Genomic DNA, 26,675 nt, shown 5'->3' on the forward strand with positions numbered 1-26,675 from the left:
CGGCAACGGAACCACCGCAAGCACAGGAAAAATAGCATATGACTCCAGCAGCCCAGATCCGCATCCCCGCCACCTATATGCGCGGCGGCACCAGCAAGGGCGTGTTCTTCCGGTTGCAGGACCTGCCGGAGGCCGCGCGCCAGCCGGGCGTGGCGCGCGACGCGCTGCTGCTGCGCGTGATCGGCAGCCCGGACCCTTACGGCAAACAGATAGACGGCATGGGCGGGGCCAGCTCCAGCACCAGCAAGACCGTGATCGTATCCCCCTCCTCTCGCCCGGGTCACGATGTCGACTACCTGTTTGGCCAAGTCGGCATAGACAAAGCCTTCGTCGACTGGAGCGGCAACTGCGGCAATCTGTCCGCCGCGGTCGGCCCCTTCGCCATAGCCGGCGGTCTGATCGACCCGGCGCGCATTCCCGTCGACGGCTTCTGCACGGTGCGCATCTGGCAGGCCAATATCGGCAAGACCATCATCGCCCACGTGCCCATCAGCGCAGGCCAGGTACAGGAGACCGGCAATTTCGAGCTGGACGGCGTCACCTTCCCCGCCGCCGAAGTGGCGCTGGAATTCCTGGATCCGGCCGATGAAGGCGACGGCGACGGCGGCGCGATGTTCCCCACCGGTCAGTTGGTAGACACGCTAGAAGTGCCTGGCGTCGGCGCCTTCCCAGCCACGCTGATCAATGCCGGCATTCCCACCATCTTCGTCAACGCCGCCGACATCGGCTACAGCGGCGCCGAACTGCAGGACGCGATCAACGCCGATCCGGCGGCGCTGGCGCGCTTCGAAACCATACGCGCCCACGGCGCGCTGAAGATGGGCCTGATCAAGACGCTGGACGACATCGCCAACCGCCAGCACACGCCCAAAATCGCCTTCGTCGCGCCGCCGGCCGACTACCTTTCCTCCAGCGGCAAGCCGGTGCGCGCCTCCGACATCGACCTCTTGGCGCGGGCGATGTCCATGGGCAAGCTGCACCACGCGATGATGGGCACCGCCGCGGTGGCCATCGGCACCGCGGCGGCGATTCCAGGCACCCTGGTCAATCTGGCCGCCGGCGGCGGCAAGCGCCGGATGGTGCGCTTCGGCCACCCTTCCGGCACTTTGCGCGTCGGCGCCGAAGCGCGTCAGGAAAACGGTGTCTGGGCCGTGAGCAAGGCGGTCATGAGCCGCAGCGCGCGGGTGCTGATGGAAGGCTGGGTGCGTGTGCCTGGCGATCTCTGAAGCGCCGACACTCAAGCGCCTTTCCCGCCTGGCGCCTCGCGCCGCAGCAGATACTTCTGCAGCTTGCCGGTGGGCGTGCGCGGCAGCCGCTCCACAAAATGGAAGCGGCGCGGAATCTTGTAACGCGCCAGGCGGCTGGCCAGGTAATCGGCCAGCGCCTCGCCGCTGGGCGGTTCGCCCGGCTGCGCCACTACATAGGCGACGACGGTTTCGCCCCAGTCCGGATGCGGCTCGCCGATGACCGCCGCGTCCGCCACCGCCGGGTGGCCTAGCAAGACGTCCTCCACCTCTTTGGAATAAACATTCTCGCCGCCGCTGACGATCATGTCCTTGATCCGGTCGACAATGAAGCAATAGCCGTCGGCGTCCCGCCGCGCCAGGTCGCCGCTGCGATACCAGCCGTCGCCGGCCAAAGCTTGCCGCGTGGCAGCCTCGTCGTTCAAATAGCCTTGCATCAGGCTGTCGGCGCGCAGCCAGATTTCGCCCACCTCGCCGGCGCGGCAGTCACGACCAGCGCGCACCAGCCGCAGCTCCACCCCGGGCAACCCGCACCGGCCTATCGACCCGGCCTTGGCCAATTGCTCGTCCGGCCGCAGCACGCTGCCCGCCGGCCCGGTTTCGGTCATGCCGTAGACTTGATAGAAATTGTTGGAGCGATAGGCCGTCATCAGCCGCCGCGCGGTGTCCGCGCCTATCGGCCCGCCGCCGTAAATCCAGGTCCGCACGCTGGATAGATCGAAGCGCTCGAAATCCGGCACCGTCTGCAAGGGCAGCAGATAGGACACCGGCGCGCCGAAGTAAGCCGTGACGCGCTCACGCGCCACCGTTTCGAGGAAATCCAGCGGCCGGTATTCGCGCAGCAAAGCGACCGTGCCGCCGGCCAACAGGGTGCCGGCAAGCCAGTTGTTCAGCGGCGACGCGTGCCAGATCGGCATCGCCAGCAAAAAGACCTCGTCGCCGTCCAGGCCCAGCCCGGCGCGGGCGGCTTCCGCCGCGCGGCGCACGCCGCGGTGGCTGAGCATGCAGCCCTTGGGGCGGCCGGTGGTGCCGGAGGTGTACAACACTTCCGCCAGGCCCTCCGGCGCCGGCGTCTCGCCCTCAAAGCCGTCCGCGGCCGCCGCTTCCGCGTCGAAATCCGGCCAGCCGGCCAAGACCAGGCCGGTGCTCAAGGCCGGCGCCCGATGACGCACGCGTCGCCACACCGGCGCGAGCTCGCCGTCGAACACGCTCAGCGCCGCGTCGCAATGCGCTAGAATGTAATCCACCTCCTCCGCCTGCAGTTTGTGGTTCACCGGCACCACGGCGGCGCCCAGCCGCCAGGCGCCGAGCAACATCTCAACGAAGGCCGGAGTGTTGAAACACATCAAAGCCACCCGGTCGCCTCGCGCCACGCCGTGCGCGCGCAATACCGCGGCGGCGCGGCGGCTGGCCGCGCTCACCGCGCCGTAGCTGAAGGCGCAGCCCTGGTAACGCAACAAGGTCCGCTGCGGCCGCGCCGCGGCCAGTTCGTCGAAATGGGTCAACATATCCGCGCCGCCGATCTCAATCGGGCAAGGCGCGCTGCAGGATCGCTTCGATCTGCAAGCGATTAGCATCCAGCGCGCCGGCCACCCGCCCCCACTGCCCATCGCTCAAACGGCTGGCGATGAACCCCTGGCTCAGCGCCGCTGGCGCATGGCATGTCAACAGGCAGGCCTGCGCGGTCAGCGCCAGCAATTGGGCGAAGCGCCGTCCCAGGGGCTCCAGTTCGGCCGGCCTGGCGGCCAGCTCTCGCAATTGCGCCAGCGCCGCGGCCAGTGCCGGCTCGCCGCCGGACAAGGCGGCCAAATCCTCCAACAGCGCCTGCCAGGCTTCAGGCTCGCGTTGCAAGGCGCGGATCACATCCAGGCACATCACATTGCCGGAGCCCTCCCAAATCGAATTCAGCGGCGCTTCGCGATACAGACGCGCCATCGGTCCATCAACGTAGCCGTTGCCGCCAAACACCTCCATCGCCTCTCCGCTAAGCTCCACCGCTCGCTTGCACACCCAAAACTTGGCCGCCGGCGTGACGATGCGTTTCCAGCCCCGCTGCGCCGGCGCGTCATCGCGCTCGAAGGCTTCGGACAGGCGCGCCGCCAACTGCAGCGCCGCCTCGCTCTCCAAAGCCAAGTCCGCCAGCACCGCGCGCATCAGCGGCTGCTCGGCCAAGCGCTTGCCGAAGGCCATGCGCCGCCGTGCGTAGGCCAAGGCTTGTACCGTGCCCTGGCGCAGCAGCGCGGCGCTGCCGATCACGCAGTTGAGCCGAGTGTAGCCGGCCATTTCGATGATGGTGGGAATGCCGCGCCCCTCCTCGCCGATCAACACGCCCCAGGCATCTTGAAACTCTACCTCGCAGCCGGCGTTGCTGCGGTTGCCCACCTTGTCCTTCAGGCGCTGGATCCGCACCGCGTTGCGCTCGCCGTCCGGCCGCCAGCGCGGCAGGTAGAAGCAGCACGGCGCGCCGTCCGCGGTTTTGGCTACCACCAGGTGAGCATCGCACATCGGCGCGGACCAGAACCATTTGTGGCCGCGCAACCGATATTCTCCGCCGCGGCCGCCGGCGCCCAGCGGCGTCGCCTGCGTGGTGTTGGCGCGCACGTCGGAGCCGCCCTGCTTCTCGGTCATACCCATGCCTATCCAGGCCGACGCTTTGCGCTCCAGCGGCAAATCGCGGCTGTCGTGAACGCGGCTGAACAGCTTGTCGCCCAGTTGCGCCCACAGCGCCGGCTCGCGTCGCAACAAGGGAATGGCGGCCTGGGTCATTGTCGCCGGGCACAAACTGCCGCCCTCCACCTGACCGTGCAGATAGAGGCCGGCCATCGTCGCGGTCCAGCGGCCAGGCCGCTGGCTGTCGAAAGGCAGGCTCACCAGACCCTGCTCGCGGTACAAGGCCAATAACTGGTGCCAGGCGGGATGGTAGTCCACCTGGTCTAGGCGGCGGCCGCGGCGGTCGAAGGCGCGCAACTCCGGCGCATGGCGGTTGGCTTGCTCGGCCAATTCGAAGCTGTCCGCCCTCCCCATATGCTCGCCGTAAGCGCGCAGCCCGGCCTCGGCCCAGCCCGCGTCGGCGCGCAGCAGCGCCTCGCGCAAGGCCGGGTCGCTGTCGTACAGCGAGTAGTCCGCCAGTTCTTCGTACTGGTTGCTCACTTCATGGGTTTGCCAGATCATCGTTCCGTCTCCCTCGCGCCGCGCAGCGGCCATGACGAAAGTATAAGGAAAGCGGCGATGCGACATGTTCGGGTTTCCCCCACCGCGGCGCAGCAAGCCGAGCAGGCCGCGCCGGCCACGCGCCGGCGGCCGCGCCAATCGCGCTCGCGCGCCAGCCTTATTGCGCTGCAACAGGCCTTTGTTCAGGTTTTGCTGGAACGCGGCTACGCCAAGACCACGGTACGCGAAGTGGCCGCCGTCGCCGGCGTGGCGGTCGGCACCTTCTACCTTTACGTGCGCAATATGGACGGCCTGGCCGCGCTGAGCATCCACCAGCATGTGCATGCCCTGGCCGACGCTTTGCGTCGTAAAGCCGCCGCCTGCCGCGGCGCGGACCGCCGCGAGATCGCCGCCGCGCTGCTAGCCTTGCAACTGGATACAGTGCAGCGCCAAGCCGCGGCCTGGAGCGCTTTGTTCCAGTTGGAGCGGAGAGTGTCCCCGCTGGAGGCCTACCGCCGCCATTACCAGCAATACGTGGACATCTGGCGCGCCGCGCTGGCCGGCGCCGTCGAGCCGCCGCCGCGGCTGGAGGCCGCCGCGCGCATGGCTCACTGCCTCTGTTACGGCGCAATCTCCCAAGCCTTGCTGAGCCAGGGCTCCGCCGCCGATCTGCCCGCGCTGCGCCCGGAGCTGGAGGCGGCGCTCAGCGCCTGCCTGGGCTGAAACCAAGGGAAAGGCTGTGCGATAAGGAGTAGAATCAGCCTCAGCCGCCGTCAAGGCGGCCAAGAAGAACAAAGGAAGCAAAATGACAGAACATTGGGGCAAGGTGCTGACCGCCATGGTCACGCCCTTCGACGAGGCCGGCCGGTTGAACCTGGACGCGGCGCGGCAACTGGCCAAACACCTGGCGGCCAACGGCAGCGACGGCCTGGTGGTGGCGGCCACTACCGGCGAAGCGCCGACGCTGAGCGACGAGGAACGGCGCGATCTGGTACGCGCGGTCAGCGAAGCCGTGACCATCCCGGTGCTGGCCGGCACCGGCAGCAGCCATACCGAACACGCGATCACGCTGACGCGCGAAGCCTCCGACCTGGGCGCCGCCGGCGTTTTCGTGGTCGGTCCCTATTACAACCGCCCGCCGCAAGCCGGCATCGAGGCTCATTTCCGCGCGGTGGCCGCAGCCACCCGGCTGCCGCTGATGGTGTATGACGTGCCGGGCCGCACCGGCCGCCGCATCGCCGCCAACGTGCTGCTGCGGCTGTTCCGCGAAGTGGACAATATCGTCGCCTTCAAGGACGCCACCGGCGACCCGGCCGCGGCCGCCGCGCTGGTAGCCGCCGCCGGCGAACATTTCGCGCTCTATTCCGGCGACGACGCGCTGACCCTGCCCTTGCTGGCGGTGGGCGCGGTGGGCGTGGTCGGCACCTCCACCCACTGGACCGGTCCGGAATTCGCCCGCATGATCGCCGCCTTCGAACAGGGCGACACGGCGCAGGCGCGGCGCGTCAACGCCGGCTTGCAGGAATCCTTCGCCTTCTCCAACACCGACGCTTCGGTGTTTTCGATGTCGGTGAAAGCCATGCTGCGGGTGCAGGGTCTGCCGGTGGGCCAATGCCGGCTGCCGCTGCCGCCCACCGGCGCCGCCGAGGAGAATCAGGCGCGGCTGGTATGGGAGCGGTTGCAGTTACGTCGCGCCGCTGCCTATTAAACGCTAGCCATGAAAAAAGGAGCCGGCCGGCTCCTTTTTCTCGTCAAAGAACGGCGTTCAGTCGCGGAAGTTGTTGAACTGCAGCGGGAAGCCGTTTTCCTTGTCGTCGGCGATTTCCTTGCGCATCAGCGCAATGCATTCCTGCAGCACGTCGCGCTTGGCGCCGGACACGCGCACCGCTTCGCCCTGAATGCTGGCCTGCACCTTGAGCTTGGCGTCCTTGATCAGCTTGACGATTTTCTTGGCCAGGTCGGACTCCAGCCCTTCTTTCACCGTCAGCACTTTCTTCACCTTGTTGCCGCTGACTTTTTCCAGCTTGCCGTACTCCATGCAGCGCACGTCCACGCCGCGCTTGGACAGCTTGTTCACCAGAATGTCGTTGACCTGGTCCAGTTGAAACTCGGCGTCGGCGTATAAGGTCAGTTCCTTGTCTCCGGTTTCGATGCGGGCGTCGCTGCCCTTGAAGTCGTAACGGGTGGACACCTCTTTATTGGCTTGCTCCACGGCGTTGCGCACTTCCACCTTGTTCACTTCGGACACGATATCGAAAGACGGCATGAAATATTCCTAATAATGCTTGATGCCGCCATTTTAGAGGCTGGCCCCGCCCTTGTCACTCGGCCGCCCCCTCCTCGCCTTCGCCCAACCGCGCCCGCATCGCTTCCACCTCCTTGAGCCGGCCGCTGATGCGGTCCCAATGCCGCGCGTTCAAGGCGGCGATCACCGCGTCCACCAACATCATCAACGGCGTGTTGCTGTCCCAACCGGCCGGTCCGGCGGTGTGCGCCGCCAGGGTGTAGCGCGCCACCCGCGCCACCGGCGACAGCCATTGGTCGGTGAACAGCAGCACGCTGGTCTTGCGCTGCGCCGCCATTTCCGCGATGCGCAGCGCGTCGTCCCAGTAACGGCGGATGTCGAAGATCACCAGTACGTCGTGCCGTCCCATATCCACCAGCGAATCCGCCCAACTCGCCGGCACGCCGCGCAAATGCACCACGTCCGGCCGCACCACTTTCAGATGATGGCAAAGATAAGCCGCCAGCGGATCGGTCAGCCGCCCGCCCAGCAGCCAGATCCGGTGCTTGCGCTCGCCCAGTAGGTCCACCGCCCCGTCGAACTCCGCGCGCGGCACCTGAGCCGCAGTCTGCCGCATCAAATCGACGATGCGCTCGGCGTGGCTGGCCAGAAAATCGTGATCGCCCTGCAGTTGCCCCGGATCGTGGCGCATTAACGGCGACTGCAGCCGCAATTCCAGTTCGTCGCGCAAGGCGCCCTGAAACGCGGCGTAACTGTCGAAGCCCAACTTGCCAATCAGACGCAATACGGTCGGGCCGCTGACGTCGGCGCGCTGCGCCCATTGCGCGATGGTTTCCAAGCCAGCCACCGGATAGTTGGCCAGCAGCGCCCGTCCCACCTTGCGTTCGGTGGGGGTCAGCGCTTCGAACAGCGCGCGGACTTGCTCCGCGATCGAGCGGCTTTGACTCATTCTGTTGCCCCTTTGGCGATGCACGACTGCCGTCGTGCCGCGCAGCATAACAGCGCCGGCGTAAAAACGGCATTGTGTCATTGCGCCCACACTGCCGTCCTGATTCTAATATTTATTACAAATTTGGCTTGATTCATTTTTTTTTAACGAATAATACTATCCAAACAACATGCAGGCAACAAGGAAGCGGCCCAAAAGGCAGCGACAAACCGCTATCAAAACAGATAGTTGCAAGCCAGACGATGAACGCTCGGCCGGTATCGGGGAAGTTAGACCGCGGCAATCAGGGAGAGACAGCGATGGAAGCACGCGACGTAAAGACAATCGCGGATTTTAAGGTTTTGATCGAAGAACGCCGCCTGAACCAGATCAAGGTGGGCCTGGTGGACATGGACGGGGTGATGTGCGGCAAATACATGTCGCGCGACAAATTCCTGTGCGCGCTGGAAGGAGGCTTCGGTTTTTGCGACGTGGTGTTCGGCTGGGACGTGGGCGACAAGCTGTACGACAACACCCTACTCACCGGCTGGGGCCGCGGCTACGGCGACGCCGAGGTGCGGCTGATTCCCGAATCCTGCCGCGACCTGCCGCTGGAAGGCGATATGATCTTCGTCCAGGGCGAGGTGGTGGGCCGGCTGGAAAGCCTCTGTCCGCGAGGCTTGCTGCGCCGGGTGCTGGAGCGCGCGCGCGCCATGGGCTTTGACGTGCTGGCTGGCTTCGAATACGAATTTCTGGCGGTGGACGAAGACAACGACGCGCTGCAGCAGCGTCTCTACCAGCACCCCAAGCCGCTGGGCAGCGGCGCCTTCGGCTACTCCATCCTACGCAGCTCGGTGAACACCGACTTCTACCGCGCGCTGCTGGACCTGTGCGAGCGGATGCAAATGCCTATCGAGGGCCTGCACGAGGAAACCGGACCCGGCGCGCTGGAGGCCGCGCTGTGCGTGGACAACGCCCTGCGCGCCGCCGACAACGCCGTCTGTTTCAAAACCTTCTCCAAGGTGCTGGCGGAGAAACAGGGGCGCATGCTCTGCTATATGGCCAAGTGGCACCAGGAGCAATCCGGCCAGGGCGGCCACATCCACATCTCGCTGCGCCGCCGCGACGGCGGCGACAGCGCCTTCCACCAGCCGGGCCGCGAACACGCGATCAGCGACGCCATGCGCCACTTCATCGGCGGCATCCAGCGACTGATGCCGGAATTCATGAGCCTGGCCGCACCCACGGTCAATAGTTTCCGCCGGCTGGTGCCCGGTTACTGGGCGCCCACCAGCTCGCTGTGGGGCGTGGACAACCGCACCGTGGCCATCCGCGCGATTCCCGGCAGCGCCAAATCGCAACGCGTCGAATACCGCCTGCCCGGCGCCGACAGCAACCCCTATCTGGCGCTGGCCAGCGGCCTGGCCGCCGGCCTCTACGGCATCGAACACCGCATCGAGCCGGAAGAACCGGTCAGCGCCAACGGCTATCTGCTGGACGCGCCGCCCCATCTGAAACTGCACCGCACCTTGTGGGAGGCCGCTCAGGCGCTGCGCGGCTCCGCCGCCGCCCGCGACTGGTTCGGCGACGACTTCGTCGATCACTTCGCCGCCACCCGCGAATGGGAGGAGCGCGAGTTCCAGCGCCATGTCACCGACTGGGAATTGAAACGCTACTTCGAGATCATCTAAATGAGCGAAAACTACTCCGTCATCACCCCGCTGGACGGCTCCGCGCTGCTGCAGCGCAGCTATACCAGCCCGGTCCAGACCCAGGCCGCGCTGGACGCCGCCCGCGCCGCCCAAGCCGGCTGGCGCGCCACCCCGCTGGCCGAACGCAAGGCCTTGATCGGCCGGGCGGTGGACTGGCTGATCGCCCACAAGGGCGACTGCGCCGACGCCGTCACTCGCCAGATTGGCCGGCCCATCCGCCAGTCCCCCGGCGAAATCGGCGGCCTGGCCGAGCGCGCCCGCCATATGCTGGACATCGCCGAGGAAGCGCTGGCCGACCTCCACCCCGCGCCCAAGCCCGGCTTCGAACGCTGGCTGCGCCGCGAACCGCTAGGCACGGTGCTGGTGCTGGCGCCGTGGAACTACCCCTTCCTCACCGCCATCAACACCATCGCGCCGGCGCTGGCCGCCGGCAACTGCGTGCTGCTCAAGCATTCCTCGCAAACCCCGCTGATCGCCGACCTGTTCCGCCAGGCCTGCGCCGCCGCCGGCCTGCCCATCGGCGTGTTCCAAACCCTGGAGCTGGATCATGCCGCCACCTTGAAACTGACGGCGGCGCCCGAGATCGACTTCGTCGCCTTCACGGGCTCGGTGAGCGGCGGCCGCGCGGTGCAAAGGGCGGCCGCCGAGCGCTTCATCGGCGTCGGCCTGGAACTGGGCGGCAAGGACCCGGCCTATGTGCGCGCCGACGCCGACCTGCCGGCGGCGATAGAAAACCTGGTGGACGGCGCCTTTTTCAACTCCGGCCAGTCCTGCTGCGGCATCGAGCGCATTTATGTGCAGCGCGGGCGTTACCGCGACTTCGTCGACGGCTTCGTCGAACTGACCCGGACCTATCGCTTCGGCCATCCGCTGGACCCGGACACCAATCTGGGACCGATGGTGCGCGCCGGCGCCGCCGACTTCGTCCGCGGACAGATCCAGGCGGCGCTGGCCGCCGGCGCGCGCGCGCTGATTCCGGCCGGCCATTTCGCCGCCGACGCGCCGGGCAGCGCCTATCTGGCCCCGCAGGTGCTGGTGGACGTGAACCACGCCATGAGCGTGATGCGCGAGGAAAGCTTCGGCCCGGTCATCGGCATCATGGCGGTGGACTCCGACGAGGAGGCGCTGCGCTTGATGAACGACAGCGCCTACGGCCTGACCGCCTCGATCTGGACCGCGGACCGCGACGCCGCCGTCCATCTCGGTCAACAACTGGAAACCGGCACCGTGTTCATGAACCGCTGCGACTACCTGGACCCGGCGCTGGCCTGGACCGGGGTCAAAGACACCGGCCGCGGCATTTCCCTGTCCACGCTGGGCTACCAGCAACTGACCCGGGTCAAATCCTTCCATCTCAAGGGGTAAGGCGATGCAACTGCAAGGCAACTGGAATTATCCGACCAGCATCCGCTTCGGCGCCGGCCGCGCCACCGAACTGCCAGCGCTGTGCCGCGAACTGGGCATGCGCCGCCCGCTGCTGGTCACCGACCCCGGCCTGGCCAGGCTGCCGATGCTGGCCCGGCTGCAGAGCTTGCTGAGCGACGCCGGTCTGGAGACCGCCTTGTTCAGCGATATGCGCCCCAATCCTGTGGGCCGCGACGTCGACGCCGGGGTCGCCGCCTTCCGCGACGGCCGCCATGACGGGGTGGTCGCCGTCGGCGGCGGCAGCGCGCTGGACGTGGGCAAGGCCATCGCGTTGATGTCCGGGCAAAAACGCCCGCTGTGGGACTTCGAGGACGTGGGCGACAACTGGCTGCGCGTCGATCCCGCCGGCGTCGCGCCCACGCTGGCGGTGCCCACCACCGCCGGCACCGGCTCCGAGGTGGGCCGTGCGTCCCTGATCATCGACGAGGCCGCGCACCGCAAGGTCATCATCTTCCATCCGGCCATGCTGCCCAAGCTGGTGCTGGCGGACCCGGAACTGACCGTCGGCCTGCCGCCGGCGCTGACCGCCGCCACCGGCGTCGACGCGCTGGTGCACAATCTGGAAGCCTTCTGCTCGCCGTTCTACCACCCCATCGCCCAAGGGGTGGCGCTCGAAGGCATGCGGCTGGCGCACGACTGGCTGCCGGCGGCCCACGCCGACGGCGGCAATCTGGAAGCCCGCGCCCAGATGTTGTCCTGTTCCATCATGGGCGCTACGGCTTTCCAGAAAGGCCTGGGCGGCGTGCACGCGCTGGCGCATCCCATCGGCGCGGTGTTCGACACCCACCACGGCCTGGCCAACGCCGTGCTGCTGCCCTATGTGCTGGTGCGCAACCGGCCGGCGATAGCCGAAAGGCTGAGCGCCGCCGCCCGCTACCTGGGCCTGGCCGACGCCGGCTTCGACGGTTTCCTGGCCTGGGTGCTGCAATTGCGCGCCGGCCTGGGCATTCCGCACACCCTGGCGGAGATCGGCATCGGCGCGGACGCCGCCGCCGACATCGGCCGCATGGCCAAGGCCGACCCCAGCGACGGCGGCAACCCCTTGCCCCTATCCACCGACGACTACCGCGCGATCTTCCTCGCCGCGCAGCAAGGCAGGCTGTGATGAGGCGCCCGCTGATCGGCCTGACCACCTACCCGGCCACGCCCGAACACGGCTACCACACGCCGCTGGAATACGTGGCGGCGGTGGTGCGCGCCGGCGGCGCGCCGGTGCAATTGCCGGCACTGGGCCCCGACATGGTGGACAGCTGGCTGGACAAGCTGGACGGCGTGGTACTGATCGGCGGCGGCGACATCGACCCTGCCCGCTTCGACGCCGGCGGCCACCCAACCATTTACAACCTCAGCCCGGAGCGCGACGCCACCGAAATCGCGCTGGCGCGCGCGCTGCTGCAACGCAAGCTGCCGACGCTGGCAATCTGCCGCGGCCTGCAAATCCTCAACACCGTGCTGGGCGGCAGCCTGCACCTGCACCTGCCTGACGTGGTGGGCGAGGCCGTGCCCCATCGCGCGCCGCCGCGCGCGCCCACGCCGCACCCGGTGCGCATCGCCGCGGGCTCCTGCCTGGCGGGCCTGATAGGCGCCGAAGTGCTCACCCAATCCTGGCATCACCAGGCGATAGACCGCCCCGGCCAAGGGGTGGTGCCGGTGGCCTGGGCGCCTGACGGCGTGATCGAGGCGATAGAAATCGCCGGTTTTCCCCAGTTGATCGCGGTGCAATGGCACCCCGAACTCTCCGCCGAGCGCGACGACGGCCAGCAAAGACTGTTCGACGCGCTGGTCACCATGAGCGGCAGTCCGCCGCCCGGCTGAGCGTAGCCGCACCTCGCCCCAGACATAGCACGAAGCCCGGATCACCGGGCCAGGATCCGGCCGGCCTCCGCCGCCGTTCGGGCGTCGGCGCGTACGCGCCTAGGCGGAAAACAACAGACATACACAATGAGAGAGGAACATCATGGAACCAGTTCGGCATGAGTCCGCGCCCGTCGGCGAGGACGAGAAACTGTTGCACAGCATGGGTTACGCTCAGGAGTTGTCCCGGCGCATGAGCGGCTTTTCCAACTTCGCCATCTCCTTTTCCATCATCTGCGTGCTGGCGGGCGGCATCACCGCCTTCCCGGCCGGACTCAGCGCCGGCGGCGGCGCGGCCATCGGCATAGGCTGGCCGCTGGGCACCTTGTTCGCCGCCATCGTCGCCGCGGCAATGGCCCAGATCGCCTCCGCCTACCCCACCGCCGGCGGGCTTTACCACTGGGCGTCCATTCTGGGCGGCAAGGGCCTGGGCTGGACCACCGCCTGGATCAATCTGCTGGGACTGATCTTCGTCACCGCCGCGGTCAATTTCGGCGTTTACGACCCCTTCTTCAAAACCCTGGTCGCGCCGCTGCTGGGCCTGAATCCGGAACAGCTGGGCTGGGGCCATCAGACCTTGTTCCTCGCCGTGGTGGCGCTGAGCCAGGCCTGGCTCAACCACCTGGGCATCAAGCTCACCACCCGGCTGACCGATCTGTCCGGCTATCTGATCTTCGTCGTCACCCTGGCCTTGGTGGTGTCGCTGCTGATCTACGCGCCCGGGCCGCTGGATTTCTCCCGCTTGTGGACCTTCCACAATTACAGCGGCGCCGACGGCGGCGCCTGGCCGCGGATGGACAACACGGTGATGGTCTTCCTGGCCGGCCTGCTGCTCACCGTCTATACCCTGACCGGCTACGACGCCTCCGCCCACACCTCGGAGGAGACCCGCGAAGCGGCGCGCAACGTGCCCAAGGGCATCTTGCGCTCGGTGCTGTGGTCCGGCGTGTTCGGCTATCTGATGATCTGCGCCTTCGTGCTGGTGCTGCCGGACCTGGGCGCCGGGGTCAAGGCCGGCATGGGCTTTTTCGATCTGCTGCTGAGCGCGCTGCCGCCGGCCTTGAAGGCGGCGCTGGGCATAGGCATCTTTCTGGTCAACTATCTATGCGGCCTGGCCTGCCTGACCTCCACCTCGCGCATGATGTACGCCTTCGCCCGCGACGGCGGCCTGCCGGCCTCGCGCTGGCTGCGCCAGGTGCATCCGCAACACCGCACCCCGGGCCCGGCGATCTGGGTCAGCGCCGTGTTCGCCATCGCCGCCACCTTGTACGGCGACGCCTTCCTGGTGCTGTCCACCGGCGCCGCGGTGTTCCTGTACATCTCCTACATCTTGCCGTCCGCCGCCGGCCTGTTCGCCGAGGGCCGCAGCTGGACCCACAAGGGGCCGTTCGATCTGGGCCGGGCGTCCAAACCCATCGCCGCGCTGGCCACGCTGGGCGGCGCGGTGCTGGTCTTCGTCGGCATCCAGCCGCCGAATGAGAAGGTCTTGTACCTGACCGTCGCGCTGCTGCTGGTGCTGGCCTTGTTCTGGTTCGCGCTGGGCGTACGCAAGCAATTCAAGGGACCGCCCACTGGCCAGCGCATCCAAGGCCATCAGGCGCATATCCGCGAAATCGAAAGCGCGCTGGACGAGGCCGGCTGAACGCGCAGTCCAAAGGGAGACCGGCGCGGCCGGACAAAGCGCTTGTCTCCCGGCGGCAAATGCGGAATCATCCGGACACGAACCACCGCCAGAGAAGCCCATGCTCGTCACCCCGGAACAATTGCTCGCCTTCACCGCCGCCGCGATGCTGATCACGCTGTCGCCCGGCCCGGACAATCTGATGGTGCTGAGCCAGGGCATCGCCCGCGGCCGCCGCCAGGGCATGGCCTTCGGCCTGGGCTGCGCCTTGGGCTGCCTGAACCACACGGTGCTGGCCGCGCTCGGCGTCAGCGCGCTGATCGCCGCCTCCCCGCTGGCCTTCACGCTGCTGAAGTTCGCCGGCGGCGGCTATCTGATCTATCTGGGCTGGCAGGCGCCGCGCAGCCCCGGCGCCAGCTTCCAGGCCGGCGCCGCCGGGCGGGACGCCGCGCCGCTGGCCGCCACCTTCCGCAAAGGCCTGATCGCCAATGCGATCAACCCCAAGGTGGTGCTGTTCTTCCTCGCCTTCCTGCCGCAATTCGTCAATCCGGCTCAAGGCCCTGCCGGGCTGCAGATCGCCGTGCTCGGCTTGATCTTCACGCTGCAAGGCGCGCTGATTTTTGGCTGCCTCGGCTATTTCTCCGGCTCCATCGGCCAATGGCAGGCCAAGAGCCGCCGCGCCGGCCAGTGGCTGGACCGCGCCGCCGGCTGTGTGTTCATTTTGCTGGGCTTGAAGCTGATACTGGACCGCGGTCACTAGCGGCTAGCGAGTTTTCCAGGGGCCATAAAAAAGCCGGCAAGCAAGCTTGCCGGCCGTTCGCGGTATCGCGGGTCTTCACTTCTGGATCAGGAACTCCACCAGCACATTCTTGAACAGGAAGCCGGATACGCCAAAGCCCAGCACCAGGAACAGGATGAACATGCCCATCTTGCCGGCCTGAGCCTTCTTGCCCAGGTCCCAGATGATGAAGCCCATGAAAATGATCAGCCCGCCCAAGCACACGATCATGGAAATATTGGTGAATTGTTCTTCCGACACTTGTTGTCCTTTGCGTCCACAGCCGATAACGAGCCGGCGGGGGCTTTGAATCTCAGCTCCGCCTCAGCGTAGTAAGATACTCGCCATCGCCCTCCGGCTCAATGGCCGCACGCGGCTATCGGCGCCAGCGCAGCCGCTGCAACACCAGGGCGACGCCCAGCGCGGCCAACAACATGCCGCCCACCGCCAGCAGGCTCAGCTGTTCATCGAACAGCCACCATGCCTGCACCGCCGCCAAGCCCGGCGTCAGATAGAAGTAGCTGGCCACCTTGCTGACCTCGCCATCTTTCAGCATACGCATCAGCAGCAGGATGGCCAGCACCGACAACGCCAACACACTCCAGCCCAAGGCCAGCGCTAGCTGCGCGTTCCAGTGGATGGCCTCGCCGCGCTCCAAGCTCAGGGCCAACGCGCCGGTGATCAGGAAGGCCGCCAGGTATTGATGAAAAGCGCCGGTCAACGGGTTCACGCCCTGGCCGAAACGCTTCTGGTACAGGGTGCCGGCGGTGATGGCGCACAAGGCCAAGGCGGTCAGCCACAGACCGGGATTGGCGCCTAGCTGCAAGCCTTTGCCCCCCAGCACCACCAGCAGCGCGCCGCCAAAGCCTGTCGCCAGGCCCAGCCACTGCATCCGGCTCAGCCGCTGCTCACCCATCAGCCAGCTCAACACCGCGGTCAGTATCGGTTGCAGGCCGACGATCAACGCGGTGATGCCGGCCGGCACCGCCAGCTTGATGCCGGCGAAGCTGGCGCCCAGATACAGACCGTGCAGCATGGCGCCGCAAGCCCACTGGTGCTTGGCCGCTGCCAGACCGGGCCAGACGGGCCGGAAGCAGGCGATCAGCGCGCCGAAGCACAACAGGGTCAGACCCATCCGTATCGCCAAAAAGGTGAACGGGCCGATGAAAGGCAGGCCCAGCTTGGCGCCGATGAAACCGGTGCTCCACAGCAGCACAAAAGCCCAGGGAATCCAGGCGTTGGATCGATGATTAGTTTCCATATCGAGTTTTCATTAAAAAAAGCCCCCAGCGGGGGCTCTTCAGGCCAAGCGCGGGGCTTTAGCCGCGTTTCAGTTTGGCGTTGCCGGCAATCCGCATCCGCAATGCGTTCAGGCGGATGAAGCCTGCCGCGTCGGCGTGGTTGTAGGCGCCGCCGTCTTCGTCGAAGGTGGCGATGGTGGGGTCGAACAAGGAATCGGTCTTGGATTCGCGGCCCACCACGATCACATTGCCCTTGTACAGTTTCAGCCGCACCCAGCCGTTGACCGTGGCCTGGGAGGCATCGATCATGCCTTGCAGCATCAGACGCTCCGGGCTCCACCAGTAGCCGGTGTAGACCAGCTGGGCGTATTTGGGCATCAGTTCGTCCTTCAGATGCGCCACTTCGCGGTCCAGAGTAATGGATTCGATCGCGCGGTGCGCCTTGAGCATGATGCTGCCGCCCGGGGTTTCGTAGCAGCCGCGGGACTTCATGCCCACGTAACGATTTTCCACGATGTCGAGCCGACCGATGCCGTGCTTGCCGCCCAGACGGTTCAGCTCGGTCAGCACCTGGGCCGGGCTCATCGCCACCCCGTTAATGGCGGTGATGTCGCCCTTCTCATAGCTAAGCTCGATGTATTCGGCCTGATCCGGCGCGTTCTCCGGACTCGCCGTCCACAACCACATATCTTCTTCCGGCTCCGCCGCCGGGTCTTCCAGCACCGTGCCTTCGTAGGAGATGTGCAGCAGGTTGGCGTCCATCGAGTACGGGCTGCCGCCGCCCTTCTTCTTGCTGATGTCGATGCCGTGGGTTTCCGCGTAAGTCAGCAGTTTTTCCCGCGACAGCAAGTCCCATTCGCGCCACGGCGCGATCACTTTGACGTCCGGCTTCAGCGCGTAATAACCCAGTTCGAAACGCACTTGGTCGTTGCCCTTGCCGGTGGCGCCATGCGACACCGCGTCGGCGCCCACCTGATTGGCGATCTCGATCTGGCGCTTGGCGATCAACGGCCGCGCAATCGAGGTGCCCAGCAGGTATTCACCTTCGTAGATGGCGTTGGCGCGGAACATCGGGAACACGAAGTCGCGGACGAACTCCTCGCGCAGGTCGTCGATGAAGATGTTTTCCGGCTTGATGCCCAGCGACACCGCCTTCTTGCGCGCCGGCTCCACCTCTTCGCCCTGACCGATGTCGGCGGTGAAAGTCACCACCTCGCACTGATAGGTGTCCTGCAGCCACTTGAGAATCACCGAAGTATCCAGACCGCCGGAGTACGCCAATACCACTTTCTTGATGTCAGACATTTTGTATTCTTTCAAATCCATTGATTGCCCGATTCGGCCCGCGCCGCGCGCAGTCTCGCCGAATCGCTCTAACGGCGGGCGCTCGCCCGCATCGTGAGTTCAGTCGTAACGCTGGCCCAGCAGCAGGAACTCGATCAGCGCCTTCTGCACGTGCATGCGGTTTTCCGCCTCGTCCCAGACCACGCTCTGCGGCCCGTCTATCACCGCGGCGGCCACTTCCTCGCCGCGATGCGCCGGCAAACAGTGCATGAACAGGGCGTCCGGCTTGGCCAGCTTCATCAGCTCCGGCGTCACCTGATATTCGCGGAAGGCCTCCAAGCGCGCCTCTTTCTCCGCCTCGAAACCCATGCTGGTGAACACATCGGTGGTCACCAGGTCCGCGCCGGACGCCGCGTGGCTGGCGCTGTGGCTGGGTTCGAAATGCTCGGAACCGTAGTGCTGACCATCCAAAGCCTTCAGCTCGAAACCCACAGGCGTCGCCACCTTGAGCTTGAAGCCCAGAATTTTGGCCGCCTGCAACCAGGTGCGGCAGACATTGTTGCCGTCGCCTATCCAGGCCACGGTTTTGCCCTTTATCGAACCGCGCTGCTCAATGAAGGTAAAGATGTCAGCCAGAATTTGGCACGGGTGGTACTCGTTGGTCAGGCCGTTGATCACCGGCACCTTGGAGTGCGCGGCCAGCCGCTGCACCAGCGCCTGCTCGTAGGTGCGGATCATGATGATGTCGCTCATCCGGGACAGCACGCGGGCGGTGTCCTCGATGGGCTCGCCGCGGCCCATCTGCGAGCTTTGCGAATCCAGGAACATCGCGTGGCCGCCCAGTTGTGCCATGCCCGCCTCGAAAGACACGCGGGTGCGGGTGGAATTCTTCTCGAACACCATGGACATCACCTTGCCGACGAGCGGCTGATACAGCTGGCCGTCGCTACGTCGTCGCTTCAGGACCTTGCTGCGCTCAAAGAGGTGGCGATATTCCTCGTGGGTCAGGTCGCTGAATTGCAGGTAATGCCTAGGGGACGTCATGGTGCTCCATTTCAAAAAAAAAGCCACCGCGCGTTCGACACCGTTTCAGTGTCCTTCATGCGCGATGGCACATTACTACACGCTGGTCTCAAGTCATTCACAGGCGTCGCAAGCATGCCTACGCAAAGCGCATGATTTACATAATTGCGACAAGAGTTATATTTATCGGAAATCAGCCTGTCTGACAAGCATTCATTTGAACAAGGCGCGTCCCGGCAGTTGCGCCAGCTCCCCTTCTTTGAGCACCCGCAGCAAAAACTCCCCGCCGTCCTCGGCCAAACCGTGCATTTCTATGGATTTCTGGGTTTTTTGCAGTCGCGCCAAATAGGCGAGGATGGTGTCGTCTATCACCTGACCGGGCACCAACACCGGAATGCCGGGAGGATACGGCACGATTTGGTCGCAGCAGACGCGCCCGACCAGCGCCGCGTTGGGACGGCCGTCGTCGTCCAGCAGAGGCAAGCGCTCGCCGGCTTCGTAGAAAGCGTCGCGCGGCAAGCTGGCCAGACTGGAGAAACGCGGAATCTCCGGCATCCGTCCCAGCGGCCGCGGCGGGCGTTTCTCCTTGGCCAGACGCAGCATCGCGTCATACAGCCGCGACACCTTGCTGCGGGTGGTGCCCAGGGTCAGCAGCAGAGTGATGGTGCTGAACGTGGATTTCTCCACCTGGATGTTGTAACGCTCGAACAGCGCCTGCTGCAATTCGTCCGCGGTGAAACCGGACTGCGTGATGTCCACGGTCAGCTTGGTGGAGTCCAGTAGGATGCCGTCCTCGCGCACCTCCTCCGGCAGCAAATCCGACAGCTCCAGCACCCGGAAGGCGCCGGTGGAGTTGATCTTGTCGCGCAGTTCCTGCGCCAGCTTCAGCGTGCGATCCAGCAGCCGATAGCCCTCCATCACCGCCTGCTTGCGCGCCACGTCCAGGCTGGCGATCAGGTTGTACTGAGGGCTGGTCGACGCATGCATATTGAAGTTCTCCCGGAACAGGTGGGCGTCGAAGCCGGGATCGTTGACGTGAATCATGCTGGCCTGGGAGAACGCCGACAGCACTTTGTGCGTGCTCTGGGTTACGTAGTCGGATCCGGACTCCAGGGCCGTAGGCCGAAACGCCGGATGGAAGCGAGCGAAGCCGTACCAGGCTTCGTCTACGATGACCTTGATGCCCTGCTCGTGCGCGGCCTCGATGATGGGCTTCAGGTCGTAGCGCAGGCCGTCATAGGTGCAGGAAGTCAGAATCAGCACCCGCGCGTCGGGATTGGCGTCGATCGCGGCGAAGATGGTTTCCTTGGGCACCGGGCCGAAAATACCGAACTGCTTATTGATGGAGGAATCCAGGTACACCGGCAGCGCGCCGGACAGGATCACGCCGTGATGCACCGATTTGTGACAGTTGCGATCCAGCAGCAGCTTGTCGCCGGGCGCCAGCAAGGTCTGGAAGATCACCTTGTTGGAGGTGGAAGTGCCGTTGGTGGCGAAGTAAGTGCGCTTGGCGCCGAAGGCCTTGGCCGCCAACATCTGCGCCTCCTCTATCACGCCGGTCGGGTGCAGGAGCGAATCCAGCATCGGCACCGACACCGACAGATCGGCGCGCAGCATGCTTTCGCCGACGAAGTCGTGAAAATCGCCCACCCAGGGGCTGCCTTTCAAGGAATCGCCGCCGGAATGCCCGGGCGTGTGCCAGGAATCCTTGGCCATGCGCACGTATTGCTTGAGTTTGTCGTAGAACGGCGTTGCCGACTTCTCCGCCAATTCCGCCGACAGAATGCGGAACCAGCCGTGGAAATCCAGCTCGTCACGGTAGAAATAGCCGTCCACTGCGTGGCTGGCCAGGTCCTCCACCAGCGCGCGCTCGTCATCGTCGAACAATAAGACATACAGCGAAATTTCCGGACGGAAGGCGCTAATGTGGTTGGCCAGCTGCGCCGCCGCCTGACTGACGCCCTTCTCCTGCAACTGCTTGTCCACCAGCACCACCTGGACGTCGCCGTCTCGGGCGATCTGATCCAGCGCCTCCTGACTGCGCGCGACGCCGACGAAAGTCAGGCCATAGGGGTTTTCCAGCCGGACCGCGGCGGCGCCTAGTCCGGCCAGCACATCGGCCTGCCATTTGGCGTCGTCGCTGACCACCAGCACTCGGCTAACGGGTGTCATGATCGGGTTTCTCCTGTTGATATTGCTTTGCGCTGTTATTGATGGATTTGTCTGCCTAAGTCGCTCGCGCAATTTCGCTTGTTTTTATATTTGCCTATCCTATCCACATCCGCGCGTCGCCGTCATTTTGCAGTCGCACATCAGGATTTCCCCATATTCGACGCCCAGCTTGGCGCGGCCAGACAAGGCCGCCCCCTTGCGGTACAATCGCCGCCATGCTGACCCCTGCTGAAAAAGACGCGATTCGCGACCATTACCGGACCATAGCCGACAACCTGCCGGGTTTTCGCCCGCGCGCCGCGCAACGCCGCATGCTGGCGGAAATCGCCAACGCGCTGTCGCGCAGCAAGGACAAGGAAGGCGACGACTGGCCGGAACGCGCCGGCGAAAGCATCACCGTGATCGAAGGCCCTACCGGGGTCGGCAAAAGCCTGGCTTATCTGCTGGCCGGCGGCGTAATGGCAAAATCCCGCGCCAAGAAGCTGGTGGTCACCAGCGCCACCGTCGCCCTGCAAGAACAGTTGGTCAACCGCGACCTGCCCTTCGTCGTCGAGAACAGCGGCCTGCCGCTGACCTTCGCGCTGGCCAAGGGCCGTGGCCGCTATTTGTGCCCGCAGCGCATCTACGCGCTGACCGCCGAGAACGCCCAGGGCCAGCTATTGGACCTTGACCCCACGCTGGCGCTGTGGGACCGCAAGCCGGAGGCCGGTGAAATCGAAACCTTGCGCCAGCTGGCCGACGCCTTCTACTACCGCCGCTGGAACGGCGACCGCGACGCCTGGGATAGCGTGATAGAAGACGGCCTGTGGTCGCGCGTCACCAACGACCGCCACGGCTGCCTCAAAGCCGCCTGTCCGAACCGGCCGGAATGCCCGTTCTACCTGGCGCGCGACGTGCTGGAAAACGTGGACGTAGTGGTAGCCAATCACGACCTGATGCTGGCCGACGTATCCATGGGCGGCGGCGTGATCCTGCCGGCGCCGGAAGAAAGTTACTACTGTATCGACGAGGCGCACCACCTGGCCAAAAAGGCGGTCAACCAATTTTCCGCCGAACATTCCTTGGCTCAAGCCATGTCCTGGCTGGATAAAGTGGCCGCCGCCGCCATCCGCGTGGAAGCGCTGACCAATAAGGTGGACATCGTCAGCCAGGCGATAGAAGCCGCCAGCGCCTGTTCCGAAACGCTGACCGAGTGGCTGTGGCTGCTGGAAGGCGAAGATGCGCTGGCAGCCTCCAGCGACAATCTGGAGCCCACCTGGCTGATAGAAGACGGCGTGCTGCCGGAACGCTTCCAGAGCCCCACCGCCAATATGGCCACCTCGGCGCGCTCCCTGTTCAAGCAACTGAGCCTGCTCTCCGACGCGCTGGGCGAGGCGCGCAAGGACAAGGGCGGCGAAGCGGCGCAAGTCGACAAGACCGCCTCCGACCTGGGTTTTCTGACCGCGCGCGCCGAGCAGTTGCTGGCGGTGTGGGAGTTGTTTGAGAAGGAAACCGAGCCCAGCAGCCCGCCCATCGCCAAATGGATCACCCGTCGCGCCGAAGGCAAGGGCGACTACCTGTTCTCCGCCTCGCCGGTCAGCGCCGCCGCCAGCCTGGCCGCCACGCTGTGGCGCCGCGCCGCCGGCGCCATCCTGACTTCGGCCACGCTGCGCTCGCTGGGCGAATTCGACCTGCTGCTGTCGCAAACCGGCCTGAAATGGATGCCGGAAGTCAGCTGCGTGGCGCTGGACTCCCCATTCAATTTCGACGAGCAGGGCGAGCTGTATCTGCCCCCCATGCTGGCCAGCCCCAAGGACGCCGGCGGCCATACCCGCGAAATCGTGGAATGGCTGCCCAAGCTGATCGATGTGAAAGAACCGGTCGGCACCCTGGTGCTGTTCTCCTCCCGCAAACAAATGCAGGAGGTCGCCGCCGGCCTGCCGGCCGCGCTGCGCGAGCGGCTGCTGATTCAGGGTGAAATCCCCAAGAGCCTGCTGATAGAACAGCACCATCAGCGGCTGAAACAGAGCGAACCCAGCGTGATCTTCGGCCTGGACTCCTTCTCCGAAGGTTTGGACCTGCCCGGCGAAAGCTGCGTACACGTGATTATTGCCAAACTGCCGTTCGCAATGCCCGACGACCCGGTGGGCAAAACCCTGTCTCGCTGGATAGAGAAACGCGGTGGCAATCCCTTCATCGAGATCACGGTGCCGGAAGCTTCGATCAAGCTGGTGCAAGCCGTGGGCCGGCTGATCCGCACCGAACGCGACTACGGCCGCGTCACCATTCTGGACAACCGCTTGCAAAAACAAAGCTACGGCAAGCGGCTGCTCGCCTCGCTGCCGCCATTCAAGCGCATCTGATTTTCGGGTAAAATACTAAATATTCAGCAACAAACAAAACGCCTGAACATAAAACGCCAAGCGCAAATCGCTTAGCAGACGATAAAAAACAGGCTAAACCAAAAGCAAACACTCCGGTCCACCGCCATGATCTGCAATCCATACGAAATAGTCATCCAGGGCATCACTTCCGAGGGGCGCACCTTCCGCCCCAGCGACTGGGCCGAACGCCTGGCCGGCATCCTGGCCTCCTTCGACGATCAAAAGCTGCACTACCACGCCCATGTCCGCCCGATGATGCTGGACGGCGTGCGCTGCGTGGCGGTGGATAAGAAACTGGAGAAAATCAGCCCGCAGGTGTTTTGCTTTCTGATGGACTTCGCCAAGGACAACGATCTGCGCATCGTCGATTGCCGCACCCTGCTGGACGAGGTCTACCCCAATCAATTCTTGGCGTAATTGCAACACTACCCCTGTCCGAATTGTCTTGATGCAACAACATTGCAACACCCACGTCATATTTTGTGGCTAAACTAAGACATGTGTTGTAGCGATACCGCACTTATCTACTATAGATATTGCAGGTCCGTCAGCTTCGGCACCTGACTTTAGTAAAGCAAAAACTGACTTGGAGCATTCAAGATGCAAAAGAAAAATCTGGCAGCCCTGCTTGCCGCAATGTTCGCCTTGCCCGTTGTCGCCCACGCTGACGTAACCATCTACGGTTTCCTCAGCGGCGGCATCGAATCGAGCAAAGCCACCGGTTCCGGCGGCAGCGAATACAGCAGCCGCACCCGCATCGTCGACCACAACTCCCGCATCGGCTTCAAGGGCTTTGAAGACATCGGCGGCGGCACCAAGGCGATCTGGCAGGTGGAAAACAGCCTGCGCAACTTCGAACAAGGCGGCACCAACGACAAGGGTCAGAGCGCTACCTTCGCCACCCGCAACTCCTTCATCGGCATCGACAATGCCGACTTCGGCCGCGTGCTGCTGGGTCAACACGACTCCGCCTACAAGATGTTCACCGGCAGCAGCAACAGCGCGCTGGGCACCGACCTGATGGTCAACACCACCGCCGACAACTTCGGCAGCAGCTCGGTCAACAGCCGCGGCGAAGCGCGCTTGGCCAACTCCGTGCACTACTACTCTCCGAGCTGGGCCGGCTTCAAGCTGGGCGGCTCCTGGGGCGTGGATGAAAGCCGAACCAATGGCACTGACGCCAAGCGTATTTCTCTGGGCCTGGGTTACACCTGGCAAGGCCTGAACTTGGCCGCGGCCTGGGACCGCCAATACGACAAAGGCGTCACCCCCAACACCACCACCACGAGCACCACCTCCGGCAAGAACGTCACCTTCTACAGCATTGCCGCCAGCTATAAGTTCGACACCGGCACCTTCGTCGGCGGCAACTACGAGTGGGGCACTTTCGACCAGGTTGGCGGCGGCCAGCTGAAGCAGGATGACTGGCTGATCGCAGTGGGTCAGGACTTCGGCGCGGCTTCGGTCAAACTGTCCTACGGCCAGCTTGGCACCCTGAAGAACACCTCGGCCGGCGTCAGCGGCGACGACTTCAAGGCCAAGCAGTGGATCCTGGGCGGCACTTACAACCTGTCCAAAACCACCCAGGTGCTGGCTTACTACACCAAGATCGACAACAAGGCTCGTCAAAACGCCAACTTTGCCAACAATCCCGTTTACGATGCAGGCACTTTAGGCACCTCTTCTGCAGCTCTGACCGCCGGCAACGACCCGCAGGCCTTCGGTGTGGGCTTCAAGATCGCTTTCTGATCCTGAACGACTACCGTTCCAATCACGCCGCCGGCCCTGCCGGCGGCGTTTTTCATTTGCTCAGGCTGGCGCGCAAGGCCTCGATCGCGTAACGCACTTTGGCCGGCTGAATGTCGCGGCGCGGCGTCACCGCGTAAATCGCCAGCGGCGGCAAGCTCCACTCCGGCAATACTCGCAATAAGCGGCCATCGGCCAGTTCCTGGCGTATCTCCGGCTCCGGCTGCACCGCCACCCCCATGCCGGCCAGCACGAACTGGCGCGCGGCGACGATATTGTTGCTGACCAGGCGCGCGTCCGGTTCGGCGGTGAAGCGGCTGCCGTCAGCGTGCTCGAAGGCCAGCCAACCCAGCTTGCGATCCGACAAAGCCACCCACTGCAGCGCGGACAATTGCTCCGGCCGCGTGATCGCCGGCTGACGCGCGAGATAAGCCGGCGACGCGCACAGCACATTGGGCCAGTCCGCGAGGTGGCGCGCCACCAGGCTGGAGTCCTTGAGCACGCCGGCGCGCAAAGCCAGATCGATGCGGTTGTCCACCAGATCTATCATTTCGTCGTGGAAAAACAAACGCAGCTTCAGGCCCGAGTGCGCGCTCAGCAGCGGCGTCAGCGCCTCGCTCAACAAGGCGCCGGCAAAGCCGGTGGGCGCGGCGATACGCAGCTCGCCCACCGGCGCGTCTCGCAGCTCCAGCAAGCGCTGCTCAGCCAGCTGCGCCGCCGCCAACATGTCGGCGCAGCCCTGATAGAACAAGCTGCCGGCCTCGGTCAGCGTCAACTTGCGGGTAGTCCGGTGCAGCAGACTAACGCCATGTTGCTGCTCCAGCTTGCTGATATGTTGGCTAACCGCCGACGGCGTCATGCCCAGTTCGCGGGCCGCGCCGTTCATCGAACCCTTATCCACCACCATGGCGAAAACCGCCATGCGTCGCAACGCATCCATTTATTAAGCCCTACTAAACTATCAATCCTATTCTTGCTGGATTATCGCCCTATAATCAAGCTGCTATTCTGAACGCCATCAAACTTCATTATGTTTATCGCGGAAAGGAATCCCCATGAAAATCGCTCTAATCGGCGCCAGCGGCTTTGTCGGCTCGGCCATCTTGCAAGAACTGCTGTCCCGCAACCATCAAGTCAGCGCCATCGTTAGCAATCTGTCCAAACTGCCGCAACACCCGCAGCTGAGCGGCGTGGCCGCCGACGCCTACCAGGCCGGCCAGATAGCCGCCGCCGTGGCCGGCCACGACGCCGTGGTCAGCGCCTTCAATCCCGGCTGGGACAAGGCCGACATCCAGGCGCTGGCCGTCAAGGGCCACGACGCCATCGTCGCCGGCGTCAAGCAGGCCGGCGTCAAGCGCTTCCTGGAAGTGGGCGGAGCCGGCAGCCTGGAAGTGGCGCCCGGCGTGCAATTGGTGGACACTCCGGAATTCCCGGCGGAATGGAAGGAAGGCGCGCTGGGCGTGCGCGAGGCGCTGCGCCGCCTGCGCGAAGAAACCGCGCTGGACTGGACCTTCGTCTCCCCGCCGGCCTTCCTCCACCCGGGCGAGCGCAGCGGCAAATACCGGCTGGGCGGCGATCAGCTGCTGTTCAACGGCGACAAGCCGGCCGATATCAGTGTGGAAGACCTGGCCGTGGCCATCGTCGACGAACTGGAAAAACCGCAGCATCTGCGCCGCCGCTTCACCGCCGCCGCAGCCTAAGAACGTGTTTACGATCTCACGAGCTAGGGCGAGACAAGGCGAAAACGGCTGAGAAAGAGGAATGTACGTGTGGTACATGAACATTCGAAGCCATACTCACCGTGGGGCGTCTCACAAAGCGCAGCAGATCGTAAACAGGTTCTAAACCCCAAGCCCGGCTCGCCCGGGCTTTTTCACGCCCCATTCCCC

At 64.9% G+C, this 26,675-nt stretch carries 22 protein-coding genes and 1 pseudogene; 13 read left to right on the plus strand and 10 right to left on the minus strand.

What is annotated here, in order from left to right; translation table 11 throughout:
• Positions 1 to 38: 38 nt before the first annotated feature.
• Positions 39 to 1,226 (plus strand): 2-methylaconitate cis-trans isomerase PrpF, encoded by a 1,188-nt coding sequence (gene prpF / locus HA052_RS18075; protein WP_166452960.1) that lies wholly within the window; start codon positions 39 to 41, stop codon positions 1,224 to 1,226.
• An 11-nt stretch (positions 1,227 to 1,237) separates the two neighbouring features.
• Here the strand turns inward: prpF and HA052_RS18080 are convergent, their stop codons facing one another.
• A complete protein-coding gene (locus tag HA052_RS18080) occupies positions 1,238 to 2,752 on the minus strand; it encodes a class I adenylate-forming enzyme family protein (protein ID WP_166452961.1) in 1,515 nt (504 codons plus the stop codon).
• Positions 2,753 to 2,768: 16 nt separating this feature from the next.
• Positions 2,769 to 4,415 carry an acyl-CoA dehydrogenase family protein gene (locus HA052_RS18085; protein WP_166452962.1) on the minus strand — a complete coding sequence of 549 codons (1,647 nt, stop codon included), beginning with the start codon at positions 4,413 to 4,415 and terminating at the stop codon, positions 2,769 to 2,771.
• 57 nt (positions 4,416 to 4,472) lie between these two features.
• Between HA052_RS18085 and HA052_RS18090 the strand changes: the two genes are divergently transcribed.
• Both HA052_RS18090 and dapA read left to right on the plus strand, forming a co-directional pair.
• Positions 4,473 to 5,117 carry a TetR family transcriptional regulator gene (locus tag HA052_RS18090; protein ID WP_166452963.1) on the plus strand — a complete coding sequence of 215 codons (645 nt, stop codon included), beginning with the start codon at positions 4,473 to 4,475 and terminating at the stop codon, positions 5,115 to 5,117.
• 82 nt (positions 5,118 to 5,199) lie between these two features.
• Entirely contained in the window at positions 5,200 to 6,102 is a 903-nt protein-coding gene (dapA, locus tag HA052_RS18095) for a 4-hydroxy-tetrahydrodipicolinate synthase (RefSeq protein WP_166452964.1), read from the plus strand.
• 57 nt (positions 6,103 to 6,159) lie between these two features.
• On the opposite strand, the gene HA052_RS18100 is transcribed toward dapA, so the two are convergent.
• Together HA052_RS18100 and HA052_RS18105 are read right to left on the minus strand one after the other, a co-directional pair.
• The gene (locus HA052_RS18100) at positions 6,160 to 6,660 is read right to left on the minus strand and encodes a YajQ family cyclic di-GMP-binding protein (protein WP_019099884.1); all 501 of its coding nucleotides are present in this window, start codon (positions 6,658 to 6,660) and stop codon (positions 6,160 to 6,162) included.
• 55 nt (positions 6,661 to 6,715) lie between these two features.
• The gene (locus HA052_RS18105; RefSeq protein ID WP_166452965.1) at positions 6,716 to 7,588 is read right to left on the minus strand and encodes a MurR/RpiR family transcriptional regulator; all 873 of its coding nucleotides are present in this window, start codon (positions 7,586 to 7,588) and stop codon (positions 6,716 to 6,718) included.
• A gap of 299 nt (positions 7,589 to 7,887) precedes the next feature.
• Between HA052_RS18105 and HA052_RS18110 the strand changes: the two genes are divergently transcribed.
• The 6 genes from HA052_RS18110 to HA052_RS18135 all read left to right on the plus strand — a co-directional run bounded on the left by HA052_RS18110 (position 7,888) and on the right by HA052_RS18135 (position 14,939).
• The gene (locus HA052_RS18110; RefSeq protein WP_166452966.1) at positions 7,888 to 9,258 is read left to right on the plus strand and encodes a glutamine synthetase family protein; all 1,371 of its coding nucleotides are present in this window, start codon (positions 7,888 to 7,890) and stop codon (positions 9,256 to 9,258) included.
• Entirely contained in the window at positions 9,259 to 10,644 is a 1,386-nt protein-coding gene (locus tag HA052_RS18115) for an aldehyde dehydrogenase family protein (protein ID WP_081544534.1), read from the plus strand.
• Between the two features lie 4 nt (positions 10,645 to 10,648).
• The gene (locus HA052_RS18120) at positions 10,649 to 11,809 is read left to right on the plus strand and encodes an iron-containing alcohol dehydrogenase (protein WP_166452967.1); all 1,161 of its coding nucleotides are present in this window, start codon (positions 10,649 to 10,651) and stop codon (positions 11,807 to 11,809) included.
• Complete coding sequence (locus HA052_RS18125; protein ID WP_166452968.1) at positions 11,809 to 12,519, plus strand: gamma-glutamyl-gamma-aminobutyrate hydrolase family protein; 711 nt, start codon at positions 11,809 to 11,811, stop codon at positions 12,517 to 12,519. The genes HA052_RS18120 and HA052_RS18125 overlap by 1 nt, the downstream gene beginning before the upstream one ends.
• Before the next feature lie 142 nt (positions 12,520 to 12,661).
• On the plus strand, positions 12,662 to 14,200 hold the full coding sequence (locus HA052_RS18130; RefSeq protein ID WP_206118950.1) for an amino acid permease: 1,539 nt from the start codon (positions 12,662 to 12,664) through the stop codon (positions 14,198 to 14,200).
• 100 nt (positions 14,201 to 14,300) lie between these two features.
• Complete coding sequence (locus tag HA052_RS18135; protein WP_166452969.1) at positions 14,301 to 14,939, plus strand: LysE family translocator; 639 nt, start codon at positions 14,301 to 14,303, stop codon at positions 14,937 to 14,939.
• Positions 14,940 to 15,014: 75 nt separating this feature from the next.
• Here HA052_RS18135 and HA052_RS18140 read toward each other — a convergent pair whose 3' ends face one another.
• The 5 genes from HA052_RS18140 to HA052_RS18160 form a co-directional block, all read right to left on the minus strand.
• The gene (locus HA052_RS18140) at positions 15,015 to 15,218 is read right to left on the minus strand and encodes a DUF2788 domain-containing protein (protein ID WP_019099892.1); all 204 of its coding nucleotides are present in this window, start codon (positions 15,216 to 15,218) and stop codon (positions 15,015 to 15,017) included.
• A 115-nt stretch (positions 15,219 to 15,333) separates the two neighbouring features.
• Positions 15,334 to 16,218 carry a DMT family transporter gene (locus HA052_RS18145; RefSeq protein ID WP_166452970.1) on the minus strand — a complete coding sequence of 295 codons (885 nt, stop codon included), beginning with the start codon at positions 16,216 to 16,218 and terminating at the stop codon, positions 15,334 to 15,336.
• A 58-nt stretch (positions 16,219 to 16,276) separates the two neighbouring features.
• Entirely contained in the window at positions 16,277 to 17,503 is a 1,227-nt protein-coding gene (locus HA052_RS18150; RefSeq protein ID WP_081544630.1) for an argininosuccinate synthase, read from the minus strand.
• A gap of 99 nt (positions 17,504 to 17,602) precedes the next feature.
• Positions 17,603 to 18,526, minus strand: coding sequence for an ornithine carbamoyltransferase (gene argF, locus HA052_RS18155; RefSeq protein WP_081544528.1), 924 nt, complete (start codon positions 18,524 to 18,526; stop codon positions 17,603 to 17,605).
• Between the two features lie 192 nt (positions 18,527 to 18,718).
• The gene (locus HA052_RS18160) at positions 18,719 to 20,677 is read right to left on the minus strand and encodes an aminotransferase class I/II-fold pyridoxal phosphate-dependent enzyme (RefSeq protein WP_166452971.1); all 1,959 of its coding nucleotides are present in this window, start codon (positions 20,675 to 20,677) and stop codon (positions 18,719 to 18,721) included.
• Between the two features lie 215 nt (positions 20,678 to 20,892).
• Here HA052_RS18160 and dinG point away from each other — a divergent pair, with 215 nt between their 5' ends.
• The 3 genes and pseudogenes from dinG to HA052_RS18175 all read left to right on the plus strand — a co-directional run bounded on the left by dinG (position 20,893) and on the right by HA052_RS18175 (position 24,789).
• Positions 20,893 to 23,019 carry an ATP-dependent DNA helicase DinG gene (dinG, locus tag HA052_RS18165; protein WP_166452972.1) on the plus strand — a complete coding sequence of 709 codons (2,127 nt, stop codon included), beginning with the start codon at positions 20,893 to 20,895 and terminating at the stop codon, positions 23,017 to 23,019.
• Between the two features lie 126 nt (positions 23,020 to 23,145).
• Positions 23,146 to 23,430: pseudogene (locus HA052_RS18170) on the plus strand (DUF3579 domain-containing protein); the annotation flags it as partial.
• 210 nt (positions 23,431 to 23,640) lie between these two features.
• On the plus strand, positions 23,641 to 24,789 hold the full coding sequence (locus tag HA052_RS18175) for a porin (protein ID WP_081544525.1): 1,149 nt from the start codon (positions 23,641 to 23,643) through the stop codon (positions 24,787 to 24,789).
• Positions 24,790 to 24,841: 52 nt separating this feature from the next.
• On the opposite strand, the gene HA052_RS18180 is transcribed toward HA052_RS18175, so the two are convergent.
• Positions 24,842 to 25,726, minus strand: coding sequence for a LysR family transcriptional regulator (locus tag HA052_RS18180; RefSeq protein WP_048412147.1), 885 nt, complete (start codon positions 25,724 to 25,726; stop codon positions 24,842 to 24,844).
• 115 nt (positions 25,727 to 25,841) lie between these two features.
• On the opposite strand from HA052_RS18180, the gene HA052_RS18185 reads away from it, so the two are divergent.
• Positions 25,842 to 26,486 (plus strand): NAD(P)-dependent oxidoreductase, encoded by a 645-nt coding sequence (locus HA052_RS18185; RefSeq protein ID WP_166452973.1) that lies wholly within the window; start codon positions 25,842 to 25,844, stop codon positions 26,484 to 26,486.
• Positions 26,487 to 26,675 lie beyond the last annotated feature (189 nt).

Origin of the sequence: Chromobacterium fluminis (genome assembly GCF_011602385.1) — a bacterium.
Taxonomy (GTDB): domain Bacteria; phylum Pseudomonadota; class Gammaproteobacteria; order Burkholderiales; family Chromobacteriaceae; genus Chromobacterium; species Chromobacterium fluminis.

Excerpts from the sequence above, each read along its gene's own strand:
- HA052_RS18105 (WP_166452965.1), bottom strand. The coding sequence starts at position 7,588 with ATGAGTCAAAGCCGCTCGATCGCGGAGCAAGTCCGCGCGCTGTTCGAA.
- HA052_RS18085 (WP_166452962.1), bottom strand. The coding sequence starts at position 4,415 with ATGATCTGGCAAACCCATGAAGTGAGCAACCAGTACGAAGAACTGGCG.
- HA052_RS18160 (WP_166452971.1), bottom strand. The coding sequence starts at position 20,677 with ATGACACCCGTTAGCCGAGTGCTGGTGGTCAGCGACGACGCCAAATGG.
- HA052_RS18100 (WP_019099884.1), bottom strand. The coding sequence starts at position 6,660 with ATGCCGTCTTTCGATATCGTGTCCGAAGTGAACAAGGTGGAAGTGCGC.
- argF (WP_081544528.1), bottom strand. The coding sequence starts at position 18,526 with ATGACGTCCCCTAGGCATTACCTGCAATTCAGCGACCTGACCCACGAG.
- HA052_RS18180 (WP_048412147.1), bottom strand. The coding sequence starts at position 25,726 with ATGGATGCGTTGCGACGCATGGCGGTTTTCGCCATGGTGGTGGATAAG.
- prpF (WP_166452960.1), top strand. The coding sequence starts at position 39 with ATGACTCCAGCAGCCCAGATCCGCATCCCCGCCACCTATATGCGCGGC.
- HA052_RS18115 (WP_081544534.1), top strand. The coding sequence starts at position 9,259 with ATGAGCGAAAACTACTCCGTCATCACCCCGCTGGACGGCTCCGCGCTG.
- HA052_RS18135 (WP_166452969.1), top strand. The coding sequence starts at position 14,301 with ATGCTCGTCACCCCGGAACAATTGCTCGCCTTCACCGCCGCCGCGATG.
- dinG (WP_166452972.1), top strand. The coding sequence starts at position 20,893 with ATGCTGACCCCTGCTGAAAAAGACGCGATTCGCGACCATTACCGGACC.
- HA052_RS18125 (WP_166452968.1), top strand. The coding sequence starts at position 11,809 with ATGAGGCGCCCGCTGATCGGCCTGACCACCTACCCGGCCACGCCCGAA.
- HA052_RS18120 (WP_166452967.1), top strand. The coding sequence starts at position 10,649 with ATGCAACTGCAAGGCAACTGGAATTATCCGACCAGCATCCGCTTCGGC.
- HA052_RS18185 (WP_166452973.1), top strand. The coding sequence starts at position 25,842 with ATGAAAATCGCTCTAATCGGCGCCAGCGGCTTTGTCGGCTCGGCCATC.
- HA052_RS18090 (WP_166452963.1), top strand. The coding sequence starts at position 4,473 with ATGCGACATGTTCGGGTTTCCCCCACCGCGGCGCAGCAAGCCGAGCAG.
- HA052_RS18080 (WP_166452961.1), bottom strand. The coding sequence starts at position 2,752 with ATGTTGACCCATTTCGACGAACTGGCCGCGGCGCGGCCGCAGCGGACC.
- HA052_RS18110 (WP_166452966.1), top strand. The coding sequence starts at position 7,888 with ATGGAAGCACGCGACGTAAAGACAATCGCGGATTTTAAGGTTTTGATC.
- HA052_RS18175 (WP_081544525.1), top strand. The coding sequence starts at position 23,641 with ATGCAAAAGAAAAATCTGGCAGCCCTGCTTGCCGCAATGTTCGCCTTG.
- HA052_RS18150 (WP_081544630.1), bottom strand. The coding sequence starts at position 17,503 with ATGTCTGACATCAAGAAAGTGGTATTGGCGTACTCCGGCGGTCTGGAT.
- HA052_RS18145 (WP_166452970.1), bottom strand. The coding sequence starts at position 16,218 with ATGGAAACTAATCATCGATCCAACGCCTGGATTCCCTGGGCTTTTGTG.
- HA052_RS18130 (WP_206118950.1), top strand. The coding sequence starts at position 12,662 with ATGGAACCAGTTCGGCATGAGTCCGCGCCCGTCGGCGAGGACGAGAAA.
- dapA (WP_166452964.1), top strand. The coding sequence starts at position 5,200 with ATGACAGAACATTGGGGCAAGGTGCTGACCGCCATGGTCACGCCCTTC.